Origin of the sequence: Aestuariivirga sp. (assembly GCF_020252395.1) — a bacterium.
In the GTDB taxonomy this organism is placed as follows: Bacteria; Pseudomonadota; Alphaproteobacteria; order Rhizobiales; family Aestuariivirgaceae; genus Aestuariivirga.
On sequence record NZ_JADCDB010000004.1, the window covers coordinates 1 to 14,060 of the forward strand.

General features: G+C 61.3%; 14 protein-coding genes and 1 pseudogene. 12 read left to right on the top strand and 3 right to left on the bottom strand.

Annotation, left to right across the window (positions count from 1 at the left end):
* Together IOC82_RS03355 and IOC82_RS03360 are read right to left on the bottom strand one after the other, a co-directional pair.
* Nucleotides 1-272: transposase (locus tag IOC82_RS03355; RefSeq protein ID WP_290544768.1), on the bottom strand; the 272-nt coding region annotated here is incomplete at its 3' end.
* Between the two features lie 245 nt (nt 273-517).
* Nucleotides 518-1,609, bottom strand: coding sequence for a GSU2403 family nucleotidyltransferase fold protein (locus IOC82_RS03360; RefSeq protein ID WP_290544769.1), 1,092 nt, complete (start codon nt 1,607-1,609; stop codon nt 518-520).
* A gap of 221 nt (nt 1,610-1,830) precedes the next feature.
* Between IOC82_RS03360 and IOC82_RS03365 the strand changes: the two genes are divergently transcribed.
* From IOC82_RS03365 to maiA, 9 genes and pseudogenes are all read left to right on the top strand, one after another.
* Nucleotides 1,831-2,103 carry a hypothetical protein gene (locus IOC82_RS03365; RefSeq protein WP_290544770.1) on the top strand — a complete coding sequence of 91 codons (273 nt, stop codon included), beginning with the start codon at nt 1,831-1,833 and terminating at the stop codon, nt 2,101-2,103.
* A 24-nt stretch (nt 2,104-2,127) separates the two neighbouring features.
* Complete coding sequence (locus tag IOC82_RS03370; protein ID WP_290544771.1) at nt 2,128-2,673, top strand: hypothetical protein; 546 nt, start codon at nt 2,128-2,130, stop codon at nt 2,671-2,673.
* Between the two features lie 346 nt (nt 2,674-3,019).
* The gene (gene hmgA / locus IOC82_RS03375) at nt 3,020-4,351 is read left to right on the top strand and encodes a homogentisate 1,2-dioxygenase (protein WP_290544772.1); all 1,332 of its coding nucleotides are present in this window, start codon (nt 3,020-3,022) and stop codon (nt 4,349-4,351) included.
* Between the two features lie 14 nt (nt 4,352-4,365).
* Nucleotides 4,366-5,625 carry a fumarylacetoacetase gene (gene fahA, locus IOC82_RS03380; RefSeq protein WP_290544773.1) on the top strand — a complete coding sequence of 420 codons (1,260 nt, stop codon included), beginning with the start codon at nt 4,366-4,368 and terminating at the stop codon, nt 5,623-5,625.
* A gap of 1 nt (nt 5,626) precedes the next feature.
* Nucleotides 5,627-6,577, top strand: a pseudogene (locus IOC82_RS03385) (MBL fold metallo-hydrolase).
* Nucleotides 6,578-6,599: 22 nt separating this feature from the next.
* A complete protein-coding gene (locus tag IOC82_RS03390; RefSeq protein ID WP_290544774.1) occupies nt 6,600-8,156 on the top strand; it encodes an FAD-dependent oxidoreductase in 1,557 nt (518 codons plus the stop codon).
* Nucleotides 8,157-8,218: 62 nt separating this feature from the next.
* Complete coding sequence (locus tag IOC82_RS03395) at nt 8,219-8,419, top strand: DUF2783 domain-containing protein (RefSeq protein ID WP_290544775.1); 201 nt, start codon at nt 8,219-8,221, stop codon at nt 8,417-8,419.
* Nucleotides 8,420-8,971: a MarR family winged helix-turn-helix transcriptional regulator gene (locus IOC82_RS03400; protein WP_290544776.1), complete on the top strand. Its 552-nt coding sequence runs from the start codon at nt 8,420-8,422 to the stop codon at nt 8,969-8,971.
* A complete protein-coding gene (gene maiA / locus IOC82_RS03405; protein ID WP_290544777.1) occupies nt 8,968-9,606 on the top strand; it encodes a maleylacetoacetate isomerase in 639 nt (212 codons plus the stop codon). The genes IOC82_RS03400 and maiA overlap by 4 nt, the downstream gene beginning before the upstream one ends.
* A 6-nt stretch (nt 9,607-9,612) precedes the next feature.
* Here the strand turns inward: maiA and hppD are convergent, their stop codons facing one another.
* Nucleotides 9,613-10,710 carry a 4-hydroxyphenylpyruvate dioxygenase gene (gene hppD / locus IOC82_RS03410; protein ID WP_290544778.1) on the bottom strand — a complete coding sequence of 366 codons (1,098 nt, stop codon included), beginning with the start codon at nt 10,708-10,710 and terminating at the stop codon, nt 9,613-9,615.
* A gap of 134 nt (nt 10,711-10,844) precedes the next feature.
* Here hppD and IOC82_RS03415 point away from each other — a divergent pair, with 134 nt between their 5' ends.
* The 3 genes from IOC82_RS03415 to IOC82_RS03425 all read left to right on the top strand — a co-directional run bounded on the left by IOC82_RS03415 (nt 10,845) and on the right by IOC82_RS03425 (nt 14,032).
* Nucleotides 10,845-11,303: an Lrp/AsnC family transcriptional regulator gene (locus IOC82_RS03415; protein ID WP_290544779.1), complete on the top strand. Its 459-nt coding sequence runs from the start codon at nt 10,845-10,847 to the stop codon at nt 11,301-11,303.
* Nucleotides 11,304-11,576: 273 nt separating this feature from the next.
* Nucleotides 11,577-13,313 (top strand): FAD-dependent oxidoreductase, encoded by a 1,737-nt coding sequence (locus tag IOC82_RS03420; protein WP_290544780.1) that lies wholly within the window; start codon nt 11,577-11,579, stop codon nt 13,311-13,313.
* The gene (locus IOC82_RS03425) at nt 13,310-14,032 is read left to right on the top strand and encodes an SDR family NAD(P)-dependent oxidoreductase (protein WP_290544781.1); all 723 of its coding nucleotides are present in this window, start codon (nt 13,310-13,312) and stop codon (nt 14,030-14,032) included. Before IOC82_RS03420 ends, IOC82_RS03425 begins: the two co-directional genes overlap by 4 nt.
* Nucleotides 14,033-14,060 lie beyond the last annotated feature (28 nt).

The window sequence follows — 14,060 nt, forward strand, 5'->3', positions numbered from 1 at the left end:
CGGGCGTCAGAATTTTTTCCATTGAGATCTTTCAACATGGCTACGTCGAGCATGGCTTCGGCCAACAGCTTCTTCAGCTTGGCGTTCTCATCCTCGAGGACCTTGAGGCGGCGGGCGTCGGAGACATCCATGCCGCCAAACCTGGCCTTCCACTTGAAGAATGCAGCGCTGCTGATGCCATGACGGCGGCAGACCTCCGCCGTCGCCAACCCCTGTTCCTGCTCCCGCAGGATCGCGATGATCTGCTCCTCGGTAAACCGGCTCTTCTTCATCGTCCAACTCCCCTTTTTGAGGCCGTCGGACTCTACTCATTTTTGGATCAGTTTGCGGGGCTCACACCACAATCCGCAAGCAAAGACCGATTTCGCCTTGGCGAAATCGGGGGCGCGCGCAGGCCCTTCGCGACACACCCATGGACTGCGCTCCTGATCAAAAACGATGAGCGATAGAGCGGCTTATGAGTTGCTCCGCTGCGTGGCAGGAACCCAGGAGGATGGCTCAATGGTATGAAAACGGATCAATGCGGAGCATCCCGCGCTCCCGCTTCGAGAATCGCTGCCTCCAGCTCACTTTCCAATGACGGATTCGAGAGCTTTCGTCTTGCTCCCTCCAGCGCCTCGCGCCACTTCAGCCCGCGGTCGCGCGCTTCGATGTAGGCGAGGCCGAGATCAAGCCTGGATGGGCTGTCCGCCAGCGCTTCGATCATTACAGACGCCTGTTCCATATCCTTGCGGGCCTTGCTGGCGCTGTCGCGGTCAGCACGGCGCAACTCGGATACGATCAGCTTGTGGACCGCGAACCGCTCCGGTGATGGAACCAGCACCGCAACGCCGCCCTTGTGCAGCAGCACCGAACGGACCGGCTGATGGATCAGAAAATCAAGATAGCGAAGGGGTTGCGCGGAGGCGCCGCCAAGCGCCGGCATCGGCGCCGGTTCCCCGGCAAAATCGTCCTTGCTTCGGTTGGGCGTGAGGAATTCGACCTTGAAGCCCGCTGCATTGCTGAAGCCGGTTGCCGCCCTCGGATTTACGAGGTTCGGGATTTCGCGGAATGTCGCGTCCACCTGCCGCAAGGCTTCGAGCACGGGCGGAATTGAATCGTTCACCGAAACGGAAATGGAATGGAACTGGGCGAAGTCGACATCGCCCGTCATGAGCGGGGCGCTTGGCAATCGCACGCCCAGCAGCCCCGCATAGGTCTGGAAGGCGGCGGTGCCGACCAGAACGCCATGCAGGCGAAACGGGCCAGCGCGCCAGAGGACGTCGACGATGTCGCCAACGATCGCAGGAGGAGAGGGTAATCCTGCCGCCGTCAGGGATGTGACGAGTGAACGGCGTTCGCGATAATTGGCCTTGACCCTCTGGAAGCGCTCCACCCGCGCCGTAACGTCCGGGTCGGCAACCGGGCCAACATATTTCGAGAAGCGCTTGCTGCCGGCGTTCTCCGCACCGCGGTTGTAGCCCTTATAGTACCAAAACAGTTGGCCGTTTGCGCCTTTCACCCTGGCGAATGAGCCATTCTCGGGAAACGTCTCATCGAACTCGGCGTCCAGGCAGCGCTGGATTAAATCCGAGAACATCGTCTGATGGGCGAGGCTGAGTGGCTTCACTTGAGATTATACCCAAATCTCGATTTTGAGCATAATGCGCCTGTTTGGTGTTGCCGACAAGAGCATTATATCCAAAACAATGATTTGGGTATAATAGCGCCTGCATTGTTGAAGAGCTGGCTTCGCCAAGCTCACTCATGCCAGTTAAATCAGTCATTAAGCTGTTGCTCCTGGCTTTTTCTCGATGCCGTCTGCGGTCCCGTAACCGACGGAGATCGCTCATGAACCGAAGGTCCGCGACAGCGAAAAGCCGCCGCAAAATTCACCCCGCCGATGCCGCCAACGCTGCAATTCTCGCACGGGCCGTTCGCTTTGACGTCGCCCTGTTCCTTGGAACCGGACGCCACGCCCGGGCCAGTGCGCCGACCCTTGGGGAGGCACGGATCGAGGCGATGCGCCTCGTTGCCGAGAACCCCAGCCCATTCGGCAAGCGCCTGCCCTTGATTTACGGCGTCACCGCCGAAGGCCGCTCGGCGCTCGTCACTTCGAACTGAGCCCCATCCTGGAGGAGCACGACCATGACCGCGGAAGCCACGACCTACGACAAGAAGCTCAACGCCCAGCGAGGCGCGCAGCGCACCGGGTTGAAGCCCGGCGAGTTCGAAGTGTTCAAGACGCCCGATGGCCGCTTCGGCTGGCGGGCAATTGCGCCCGCCGGCGACGACCAAGCGCCGATCCAGATCACGGAGCCCGAGCAGGCAACGTCGCCGACCAGCCCAAAGCCCGGCAAGCGCAAGGCGATCATCGAGCAGGCGCAATCGGGTGCGCTTCCGGCAGCGCCGGATTTCTCGAAGCCAACACATGCGCGGTTTTGGGCGAAGCTCGCAAAACTGGTGGCGCTCGCCGAGGCGGGCGATGTCGAAGTCGAAGTCGAAGTCGAAGTCCTCAAGGCCATCGAGATCAATCTGAGCCGAGATGGTATTCGCCTGACAGTCTGGCCCGCCGGTAGGGCGCGCGGACCGCAAGAGTCAAGCGCGCCCGGACCGGTGTGGCCATGCCGCTCCGATGTGGGTTTAGGATGGAGTTGCGACTTCAACCCTGAACCTCGACGAAGAACAACGTGACCACGGACCAGAAGATAGCACGCCGGAAGCTTTCTTTGCTCGAGCTTGCATCCGATCTCTCGAACTATGTGACGGGATGCAGTATAGCAGTCGACGGTGGATATCTGGCGAACTGACATGGGAAGCTGTCGTTTTGGCAGCGCCTAAACCATGATCTTTCGGACTAAGCGGAAACTCACGGATGTCCGTTGACGCGAATCCTGACAATTAGACGTCTTCATAAAGTGATTGCGATTTTTCTTAGCCTCGGATCAACGTCGGCTTGTCTTTGTTGCAGATGCAACTATTATATAAGCGTTTCCGAACGACAGGATCGTCGATGAATGCTCATAAACCTCAGGACAGCATGGTCCGAGCCACGTCAAGCGCGGGTATCGTTGATGGCTATATGTCTGGTTTTGCCAATGACTTCGAAACCGAGGCGCTCCCAGGCGCTTTACCCCAAGGTCAGAATAGCCCGCAGAAGTGCAATTATGGCCTCTACGCCGAGCAGCTCTCGGGATCAGCCTTCACCAAGCCCCACCCGGAGCGCACCTGGTGCTATCGCATCCGCCCGAGCGTGAAGCATACCACGCGGTTCCAGAAGATCGACGTGCAGCACTGGAAGTCGGCGCCGCATGTCCTGCCTGACGTGCTGAGCCTCGGCCAGTATCGCTGGGACCCGGTACCGCACGGCGAGGACGGCCTGACTTGGGTCACCGGCATGCGCACCGTCACCACGGCGGGCGACGTCAACACCCAGGCCGGCATGGCCTCCCACATCTATCTCGTCACGCAGTCCATGAGGGACGAGTACTTCTTCTCGGCCGATGGTGAACTTCTGGTCGTGCCGCAGGAGGGAAAGCTGCGCTTCTGCACAGAACTTGGCATCATCGATGTCGAGCCGAAGGAGATCGCAGTCCTGCCGCGCGGTCTCCTCTACCGCGTCGAAGTCCTGGAGGGACCGTGCCGGGGCTTCGTCTGCGAGAACTATGGCGTGCCCTTCACCCTTCCCAACCGCGGGCCCATCGGCGCCAATTGCCTGGCCAATCCGCGTGACTTCAAGACGCCTGTGGCGGCCTTCGAAGATCGCGAGGCGCCATCACGCGTCATCATCAAGTGGTGCGGCCAGTTTCATGCGACGCCCATCGGCCATAGCCCTCTCGATGTCGTGGCATGGCACGGTAATTACGCGCCCTACAAATATGACCTCCGGACCTACAGCCCGGTGGGCGCGATCCTCTTCGACCACCCGGATCCCTCGATCTTTACGGTTCTGACCGCGCCCTCGGGCCTCGAGGGCACGGCGAACATCGACTTCGTTCTGTTCAGGGAGCGCTGGTTGGTGGCCGAGAACAGCTTCCGTCCGCCCTGGTACCACAAGAATGTGATGTCGGAGCTGATGGGCAACATCTATGGCATCTACGACGCGAAACCCAAGGGCTTTGTTCCCGGCGGCATGAGCCTTCACAACTGCATGCTTCCACATGGACCCGACCGGAATGCATTTGAAGGCGCCTCCAATGCCAATCTGAAGCCCGAGAAGCTCGACGAGACAATGTCCTTCATGTTCGAGACGCGCTTCCCGCAGCACCTCACCGAATGGGCTGCCAAGAACGCGCCGCTGCAGGACGGCTACATCGACTGCTGGAACAGCCTCGACAAAAAGTTCGACGGAACACCTGGCGTCAAGAAGTAGGGTCTGCCAAGCACATGAGCCTCATCCGCAGCTGGGTCGAGACAGCCAACAGGCCCGATCACCCCTTCCCGCTCAACAACCTGCCCTGCGGCGTTTTCTCGGCGGGGCACGGAGCACATTGCGGCGTCGCGATTGGCGACTTCGTCCTCGACGTCTCGGCGCTCGAGCGTGCAGGGCTCCTCACCCTTCAGGCTGCGCCGCTTTTCGGCGAGCCCTCCTGGAACAAGCTGATGGCTGCAGGGCCAGCGGTCTGGTCCGCCATGCGTCAGCGGCTGATGGCGCTCCTCGCGGAGGGCAGCGCGGAACGCAGTGCTGTTGAGCCGCACCTCCACGCCCTGTCAGCGGTCCAACTCGAGATGCCGTTCCGAGTGTCCGAATACACGGACTTCTATGCGGGACGTCACCACGCCTTCAACGTGGGCACGATGTTCCGCGGTCCGGAGAATGCCCTTCCTCCAAATTGGCTGCACATTCCCATTGGCTACAATGGGCGTGCCTCCTCGGTTGTGGTCTCCGGCACGCCGGTGCGGCGGCCCTGGGGCCAAGTCAAGGGGCCGGACGACGCCATGCCAAGCTTGGTACCGTCCCGCCGCTTCGACATCGAACTGGAGATGGGAGCCGTCGTGGCACTTCCGTCCACCAACGGACAGCCGGTCACGGTGGCCGAGGCTGACGACATGATCTTCGGCTACGTCCTGCTGAATGACTGGTCGGCGCGCGACATCCAGGCCTGGGAATACCAGCCGCTCGGCCCCTTCCAGGCCAAGGCCACGGCGACCACGATCTCGCCCTGGATTGTCATGAAGGCCGCTCTCGAGCCGTTCCGGGTCTCCACGCCCCAGCGCGAAGTGCCACTGCTGCCGCACCTGCAGGAGCATGGCCCGCTCCTCTACGACATCGCACTCGAAGTCGGCCTTACGCCGGAGGGTGGCCGCGAGACCATCATCAGCCGCACCAACTACCGGGAAATGTATTACTCTGCCGCCCAGCAGCTGGTGCACCACACGACGTCCGGCTGCGCCATGAACACCGGCGATCTGCTGGGCTCAGGCACAATCTCCGGCCCGACCAAGGACAGCCGGGGAAGCCTGCTGGAACTTTCATGGGGCGGCAAGGAGCCGTTCGAAATTGCGGGCGGAACCCGCAGCTTTATCGAAGACAACGACACACTCACACTTCGCGGGCATGCGCAGGGCGAGGGATACAGGATCGGGTTTGGCGACTGTGCGGGCAAGGTCATTCCCGCACTGGCCGACCCATATGGGAGGACGTGACTTGGCAAAGGCATTTGCATCGCAGGGCGACCTGACGGAAAAGACGATTAGCTTCACTGAAATCGACAAGGGGCTCTACGCCTTCACGGCCGAAGGTGACCCGAACTCGGGCGTCATCATCGGTGATGACAGCGTTATGGTCGTCGAAGCACAGGCAACGCCGCGGCTCGCCTAGAAGGTGATCGACTGCATCCGCAGCGTCACCGACAAGCCGATCACCCACGTCGTTCTCACGCATTACCATGCCGTCCGTGTGCTTGGCGCCTCCGCCTTCAAGGCCCAGCAGATCATCATGTCGGAGGCCGCCCGCAAAATGGTCGCCGAGCGCGGTCAGGAGGACTGGGACAGCGAGTTCCAGCGCTTCCCGCGGTTGTTCCAGGTACACGAGAGCATTCCCGGCCTGACATGGCCCACCACGACGTTCAACGGCAAGATGTCGGTGTGGCTCGGCAAGCGCCGCGTCAACATCATGCAGCTCGGCCGCGCCCACACGGCAGGCGACGCGGTCATCCACGTGCCGGACCAGAACGTGATGTTCACCGGCGACATCGTCGAGGCCCACTCGGCTTGCTATTGCGGCGATGGTCATTTCGCCGACTGGGGCAACACGCTTGAAGCGGTGCGCGCCTATGACCTCGCCGCCATTGCTCCCGGTCGCGGCGATGCCGTCGTCGGACGTGCTGCGGTCAACGGCGCCCTGGATCGCACCAAGGATTTCGTGGACTCGACCTACCGGCCTGTCGCCCGCGTGGCGGCCCGGGGCGGATCGCTCATGGAAGCCTGGGATGCGATGCGCGCGGAGTGTGACCCCAAGTTCAAGGACTACGCGATCTACGAGCACTGCCTGCCCTTCAACGTCTCGCGGGCCTATGACGAAGCCCGCGGCATCCATCATCCGCGCATCTGGACGGCACAGCGCGACATCGACATGTGGGCGGCGCTGCAGGGCTGACAGGCTTGCAAGGGAGGGCATCATGAACGAACTGGTTCCGGACCGCTGCACGCTGGCGTTCCGGCTTTATCCCTACACCCGGTCGCCGGACCAGGACGCCACGTCGCCCGTGCGCCGCAAGGTCGTCATCGCGGGTGGCGGGCCGGTGGGCCTCGCAACGGCCCTCGACCTCGGCCGGCGCGGGGTTCCAGTCGTCGTGCTCGACGACCATGAGGGGCCGGGCCTCGGAAGCCGCGCCCTGTGCTTTGCCAAGCGCACGCTCGAAATCTGCGACCGCCTCGGCGCCGTGCAGCCCATGCTGCAAAAGGGCGTCCAGTGGAACGTCGGCAAGGTCTTTCATGACGACCGCATGCTGTACGAGTTTAATCTCCTGCCCGAAGGCGGCCATGCCCTCCCCGCCTTCATCAATCTCCAGCAGCCATGGTTCGAACACTTTCTGCACGACGCCATCGAAGACGCCCAGACGCAGGGTGCGTGGATTGAAATCCGCGGCAAGAACCGGGTCGACGGCGTGACGCCTGCATCGGACCATGTCGCCCTCGACATCATGACCCCGGACGGCCCCTACAAGCTGGAGGCCGACTGGCTGATCACATGCGATAGTGCCCGGTCGCCGATCCGCAACATGCTGGGCCTGGGTTTCGAAGGCCGCGTCTTCGAGGACAACTTCCTCATTGCCGACGTGAAGATGAGGTCGGACTTCCCGACGGAACGATGGTTCTGGTTCGAGCCGCAATTCAAGTCGGGCGACAGCGCCCTCCTGCACAAGCAGCCGGATGACATCTGGCGGATCGACTTCCAGCTCGGCTGGAACATCGACCGCGCGAAGGAACTGGAACCCGCGCGCATCAGGGCTCGTGTCGATGCCATGCTGGGTCCCAATGTGCATTATGAGCTCGACTGGTGCTCGATCTACACCTTCCAGTGCAGGCGCATGGAAGAGTTCAGGCACGGCCCCGTGCTGTTCGCGGGCGATGCCGCGCATCAGTTTTCGCCATTCGGCGCCCGCGGCGCAAACTCTGGGATACAGGACGCCGATAACCTTGCGTGGAAGCTGGCACTTGTCCTTGCAGGAACGGCGCCCGAGAGCCTGCTCGACAGCTACGACCAGGAGCGAAACCACGGCGCCGACGAGAACAACCTGAACTCCACGCGCGCCACCGACTTCATCACGCCCAAGAGCGCCGTTTCGAAGCTGTTCCGGAATTCCGTCTTGCAGCTTGCTGAGACCGTCCCCTTCGCCCGCACCGTTGTAAACTCCGGTCGGCTGTCGCTCCCCTGCACCTATGACGGTTCGGCTCTGAACGGGCCCGGCGTGTACGGAATGCCGCCACGCAGCCGCCCGGGAAGCCCCTGTGCTGACGCTCCCTTGCCAAACGGCTGGCTCCTGAATGCTCTTGGGCGTGACTTCACATTGATGGCGATCGAGACGGACGAGCCCGAGGCTCTGAGCGCCCACGGCCTGACCGTCCGAACGCTCAAGCTTAACGCGACGGACGCGCTTCGAGACCGATACCTCGGCTCCGCCCGCAGTGCCGTCTACCTCATAAGGCCCGATCAGCACGTCGCAGCGCGCTGAGAACACTACAATGAAGACGCCGTCACGGCTGCGCTCGCGCGTGCCATTGGCAGGAGTTGAACATGCTCATCACGAAGCCAAATCTCGCCAGGCCGGATGAGACCTATGCGCGCCTCATTGCCACGCATGAAGGCCTGAGCGAACAAGAGAGCCACGCCCTCAACGCCCGTCTCATCCTCCTGCTCATGAATCACATCGGGGATGACTCGGTGATCTCGGAGGCACTGAGGATCGCCCGCGACCCAAAGACAGCATCCACCTAGTTGAAGTGGCAGACGGTCCCGTGGATGATTCCACATCTTCACGGCCAGCCAATTCGACCAGTTGCGGGTGCAACTGCGTTCTGTCAGGCTGGTCCCATGATGAATGATTTCGCACTCGAAAATTTTCTGCCTTTCCGGCTGAATGTCCTTGCCCAGACGGTCTCCGAGCGGCTTTCGGTGATCTACGCGACCCGCTTCAACCTCGATATTCCGCAGTGGCGGATCCTTGCGAACCTCGCCTCGCGAGGCGACATGACGGCCCAGGATATTGCCCGCATCACCTACAGCCACAAGTCGACAGTCAGCCGGGCCGTGCAGGAACTGGAGAATCGTGGCCTCATCGCGCGGAAGGTTTCGCCGGCGGACAAGCGAAGCTTCACCTTGGCGCTGACGAGCGAGGGCCGCCGGATGTTCCGGCAGTTGCTGCCCCTCGTGCTCGACTTTGAGCGGAAGCTCATGGCGTCGATTTCCGATGCCGATGCCCGCGCCCTTCTCAAGGGACTGGCGGCACTGGAAACTGTCCTTCTGGATTCGGATGGAGGAGGCGAGTGAGGCTCTATGGCTACTTCCGGTCCTCAGCCGCCTACCGGGTACGCATTGCGCTCAATCTGAAGGGGGTTTCCGTCGAGCATGTGCCCGTACATCTGCTAAAGGAAGGCGGGCAGCAGAAGTTGCCAATTCACCTGCTGCGGAACCCACAGGCGCTTGTACCGGTTCTGGAACTGGATGACGGTACGCTGTTGACCCAGTCGCTGGCGATCATCGAATACCTCGATGCCACCTTCCCCTGCCCCCGCCTCATACCGGAAGATCCGGTGCTTGCGGCAAGGGTACGGGCGGTGGCGCTGGCTATCGGCTGCGAAATTCACCCGCTGAACAACCTCCGGGTCCTCAACTACCTGAAGGGTCAGCTCTGCCAGCCGAAGGAATCCGTCGATGCCTGGATCGGCCACTGGATGCTGAGCGGTGGCCTAGATGCGGTGGAAGCTCTCCTGCCAGGCGATGAATTCTGCTTCGGTCCTGCCCCGACCCTTGCGGATTGCTTTCTCATCCCGCAACTCTTCAATGCGAAGCGTTTCAATGTTCCTTACGACGGGCTCGCCAGGACAAGACGCGCCGAGCAATCCTGTGAGAAGCTCGACGCGTTCATTGAGGCTCACCCGGCCCGCCAGCCAGATGCGGAGTAAATGTGCTTACGCTGCCTTGATGACTCCGCGCTCGATCTGATCGCGCTCGATCGACTCAAAGAGTGCACGGAAGTTGCCTTCGCCGAAGCCATTGTCACCCTTGCGCTGGATGAACTCGAAGAAAATCGGGCCAATCACGGTCTTGGAAAAGATTTGCAGCAGGATCTTGGTCTCGCCGCCGTCCACAACACCTTCACCGTCGATCAGGATACCGTGCTTGGCGAGTTCCTCGATCGGCTCCTCATGTCCCGCAACGCGCTCCCTCGATAGGTCATAGTAGGACTTGGGCGGCTTGGGCATGAACCTGAGACCGCGCGCGGCAATTGCGTCGGCCGAGCTGTAGATGTCGTCGCTGCCAACAGCGATATGCTGGATGCCCTCGCCGTTATAGCGCCCGAGATACTCAACAATCTGACCAGTCTCGCCACGGTCTTCATTGATCGGAATTCGGATGCGGCCACAGGGGCTGGTCAGCGCGCGGGAAAGAAGACCTGTGTACTTGCCCTCGATGTCAAAGAAGCGGATCTGCTTGAAGTTGAAGAGATCACCGTAGAAACTGAACCACGTATCCATGTTGCCCTTGTGGACATTGTGGGTGAGGTGATCGAGATAGCGGAAGCCGACACCCGCCGGCTTGGCCGGAGCGACGAAGTCAAATTCGGCGTCGTAGGGAGAGGCGCCATCGCCATAGCGGTCGGTGAAATAAAGAAGCGAACCGCCGATGCCGACGATGGCGGGCAGGTCGAGCGCCTTGCCCGGTCCGTCATAGGGCTGGGCTCCCTTCGCCACGGCATGCTTGTAGGCATGAGCGGCGTCGACGACGCGCCAAGCCATGGAGGGCGCGCAGGGGCCATGCTCCTTGAGGAAGCCGCGGGCATGGGAGCCCGGCTCGTCATTCAGCACATAGGTGATGTCACCCTGCTGCCAGAGTTCGATCGCCCCGGTCTTGTGGCGGGCTACAAGCGAAAATCCCATGCGGGCGAAGAGATCCCGCAGCTCCTGCGGGTTGGCATGAGCGAACTCGACGAATTCAAAACCGTCTGTACCGGCAGGGTTCTCATCCGAGATCGTGGCGCGCAGTGCCTCGTGTGGAAATGGGCCCATGGTTCGTTCCTCCCCTTGCTGAGCAAGACAAAGAATTCCATGAGCAAAGCACTATCGGTGCGCAAAATGAGAGGTAATGACCTTATTTTCGCGCCCATATTGCATGATCTTCGGTTTGGATGCATAATTCCTGCATGCTGGATGCAGCCGATCGGAAACTCCTCTCGGAGCTTCAAAAAGACTCCGCAGTTACCGCTCAGGAACTGGCTGGGATTCTCGGGCTTTCCGCCAGCCAGGTCGCCCGCCGCCGGCAGCGACTGGAGGACGAGGGACATATCCTCGGCTATGCGGCCAAGCTCGCTCCCTCGAAGCTGGGGCTGGGCGTCCAGGCCTTTGTTCAGATCGAAATGGCCGCCCACAGCCCCGAGGCCGCCCGCAGTTTTGCCAGCCTGGTGGCAACCATGCGCGAGGCGACCGGGTGCTGGACCCTGACGGGCCCCGCGGATTATCTGCTGCGCGTCTGGTGCGCCGACTTGAGCGCCCTGAACGAGCTGATCCAGCACCGGCTGCTGCCGCACCACGCTGTCGCCCGCGTGGAAAGCAAGATCGTCATGGAGGAGCTCAAGCCCGATTCCGGGCTGCCTGTTTTCTGACATTGTCACAGACGCGTTCTCACGGTGACGGCTGCGTCCCAGGTCAAGCTATCGGCCGTACCATCGAAATGGTGGCCTAAAATCATCAGTTTGGCCGTGCCTGGACCCACTGATCCCAGCATGCGCCAGAAACCTTGATCCTAACCACTCAACAGAAAAGACGGTCGGCGAGGCGGAATTCATGCCTCGAACCTTTGCTGACACCACAAACCCGGGTTGAGTGCTTTGAGATAGTCGACAACAAAAATACTTGTTGACGGCAATGAGTGTGCAGTGTTCATTTTCCACGGCATGGGCATACCTTTCCCAGACAACTTCGATCTTATTGTTGTGGGTTCTGGCGCTGCCGGACTGACGGCTGCCCTGGCAGCGCTGGATCAAGGAATGCGCGTGGTGGTGGTAGAGGCAGATGCTCTGATCGGCGGGGCAACCGCCCTCTCGGAAGGGATGATCTGGGTGCCAAACAACCCAGACGCCCGCAATCTCGAAGATGCCCCATCGGTTGAGGCAGAAGAGGATGCCGCACTGACATATCTGCGCGCCACATCGGGTAACTTCTTCGATCAGGAGCGCGCTCGGACCTACATTCGAATGGCGCCAAGGGCCTTGGCCTTCGCCGAAAAGGCTGCGGGGCTTCGCTTCGCGCTCAACAGGCTCTCGCGGGACTACAATCCCGAAGCGGCGGGAGCGACGCTTGGCCGGCGGGCCCTGAACCCGCTTCCGGCATCGATGAGGCGGATGGACAGGAAGCTCTTCGGAAGGATACGTCACCCACTCGGTACAATGATGGTGCTGAAAGGCCTGTCAATCGCCTCGCAAGATACCAGCGACTACCTGAACTTTGGCCGCAGTCCGGCTGCTTTTGCGCGGGTTAGCAGCCAAGCGCTGCGTTACGCGGCCGAGCGGCTGGCCGGCTGGCCCCGCGGCGCCCGCCTTGCGAATGGCAATGTTATCGTGGCGCAGTTGGCGGAGGGAATTCGGCTGCAAGGCGGCACGATCTTGACCGAGTGGCCCGTTGAACGGCTTTTGATGAAAAGGGGTCGGGTTGCAGGCGTCGCTGGCCGCTTGGGTGAAATCCACGCTCAGAAGGGCGTTATCCTGGCTTCGGGAGGTTTCAACGCCAGCCACGCGTCACGAGCAAAGCTGGTCGGTTCCCATAGGCATGTGGCCATTCCGGCTGAAGCTGACATCAGGCCCCTGGATGAACTTGTAGCGGAAACCGGGGCGCACCTTGTGAGAGATGTATCGCAGCCCGTGCTCTGGGCGCCGGCCTCGGTCGTGCCATCGTCAATTGACAGGTCGGGTCCCTGGCCACATTTCGGGGACCGCGCCAAGCCCGGAGTTATCTGCCTTGGCCCCGACGGCAGGAGGTTTGCCAACGAGGCGCAGATTTATCACGACTTCGTTCCAGCAATGATCACGGCAACCGGCGCGCACCCGGAAGGCGCTCATTGCTGGATCATCACGGATCACCGGGCTCTGCGCCGCTACGGCCTTGGTCCGATCGGGCCTTTTCCGGTACGCCTGGGCCCATATTTGAGAGCGGGATATCTAAGAACGGGCCGGACGCCAGCCGATCTCGCCAAAGCGATGAACCTGCCTCCTGAGGTGGTTCAGGACAGCATCGCAAGGTTCAACGGCTTTGCCAGAGCAGGCAAAGACAAAGATTTTGGGCGCGGAGAAAGCGCTTATGATCGCGGCAATGGCGACGCCAGCCACTCCCCCAATCCGACATTGGGCCCGCTTGAAAAAGCACCCTACTATGCCATCCGTCTTGTGCCGGGGGACATCGGTAGCTTCGTCGGCCTAAGGGTTGATTCAAGCGCGCGCGCTCTGGACGAGAATGGAAGTGCGGTACCGGGACTTTGGGCAGCAGGAAGTGCAGCCGCTCCCGTGACCGGAGGAACCTATCCCGCGGCCGGACTGACTATTGGCCAGGCAATGACGTTCGGTTATGTCGCGGCTCTCAATGCGTGCCATGAGCAGCTTGAAGAGAGGGCCAGACCATGACCCCTCTGCAAGGTTTTTCCAACGATCTTTTCCTGAACGACCAAGTCATCATAACAGGCGCTGCCGGGGGAATTGGCCGCGCCATCGCAGCAGCATTTGCGGAATGCGGCGCGCGCCTCGTGCAGATTGATCGACCGGAAGCGGTTCCGCCAAATCAGTCAGGGTGGATCGGATGCGATCTGGCAGACAGGCCCGCCCTGATGCGTGCAGCGGAACAGGTCAAGGGTCCAATCGCAGCCTTGATCAATTGCGCCGGTGTATTCCGGCGAATGGCCCTGACCGATACCGAAGCCGAGAACGAGTGGGATCGCGCACTCTCAATAAACCTCACAGCTCCATATCTCCTGACACGGGCTCTGGTGCCCAACTTGACCGGTGGGGTTGTCGTGAACGTCACCTCCGTCCGGGCAGAGACCGCTGCTGAGCGCGCTTCTGCCTATACCGTGTCGAAGGCTGGACTGGCGGCCCTCACCTTGTCGCTTGCAGATGAGCTGGCCCCTCTGCAAATCCGCGCCAATTCGGTCGCGCCCGGAGATGTTGACACCGAGATGGGCAACGGAGACCCATCCGTTACGGCCAAACTTGTTGCACGAACCCCGCTCAGGCGCATGGCCCGGCCGGAAGAGGTCGCGGCGGCATGCGTGTTTCTCGCATCCCCTCTCGCATCGCACATCACCGGCTCGACCGTGCGTGTCGATGGTGGGTTTCTAGCTGTTTAGAAAAGAACCGCTGGCTCAACAGCGGCGC

Coding starts and splice junctions, on each gene's coding strand:
- fahA (WP_290544773.1), top strand. CDS start 4,366: ATGAGCCTCATCCGCAGCTGGGTCGAGACAGCCAACAGGCCCGATCAC.
- IOC82_RS03415 (WP_290544779.1), top strand. CDS start 10,845: ATGCTGGATGCAGCCGATCGGAAACTCCTCTCGGAGCTTCAAAAAGAC.
- IOC82_RS03370 (WP_290544771.1), top strand. CDS start 2,128: ATGACCGCGGAAGCCACGACCTACGACAAGAAGCTCAACGCCCAGCGA.
- hmgA (WP_290544772.1), top strand. CDS start 3,020: ATGGTCCGAGCCACGTCAAGCGCGGGTATCGTTGATGGCTATATGTCT.
- hppD (WP_290544778.1), bottom strand. CDS start 10,710: ATGGGCCCATTTCCACACGAGGCACTGCGCGCCACGATCTCGGATGAG.
- IOC82_RS03390 (WP_290544774.1), top strand. CDS start 6,600: ATGAACGAACTGGTTCCGGACCGCTGCACGCTGGCGTTCCGGCTTTAT.
- IOC82_RS03395 (WP_290544775.1), top strand. CDS start 8,219: ATGCTCATCACGAAGCCAAATCTCGCCAGGCCGGATGAGACCTATGCG.
- IOC82_RS03425 (WP_290544781.1), top strand. CDS start 13,310: ATGACCCCTCTGCAAGGTTTTTCCAACGATCTTTTCCTGAACGACCAA.
- IOC82_RS03365 (WP_290544770.1), top strand. CDS start 1,831: ATGAACCGAAGGTCCGCGACAGCGAAAAGCCGCCGCAAAATTCACCCC.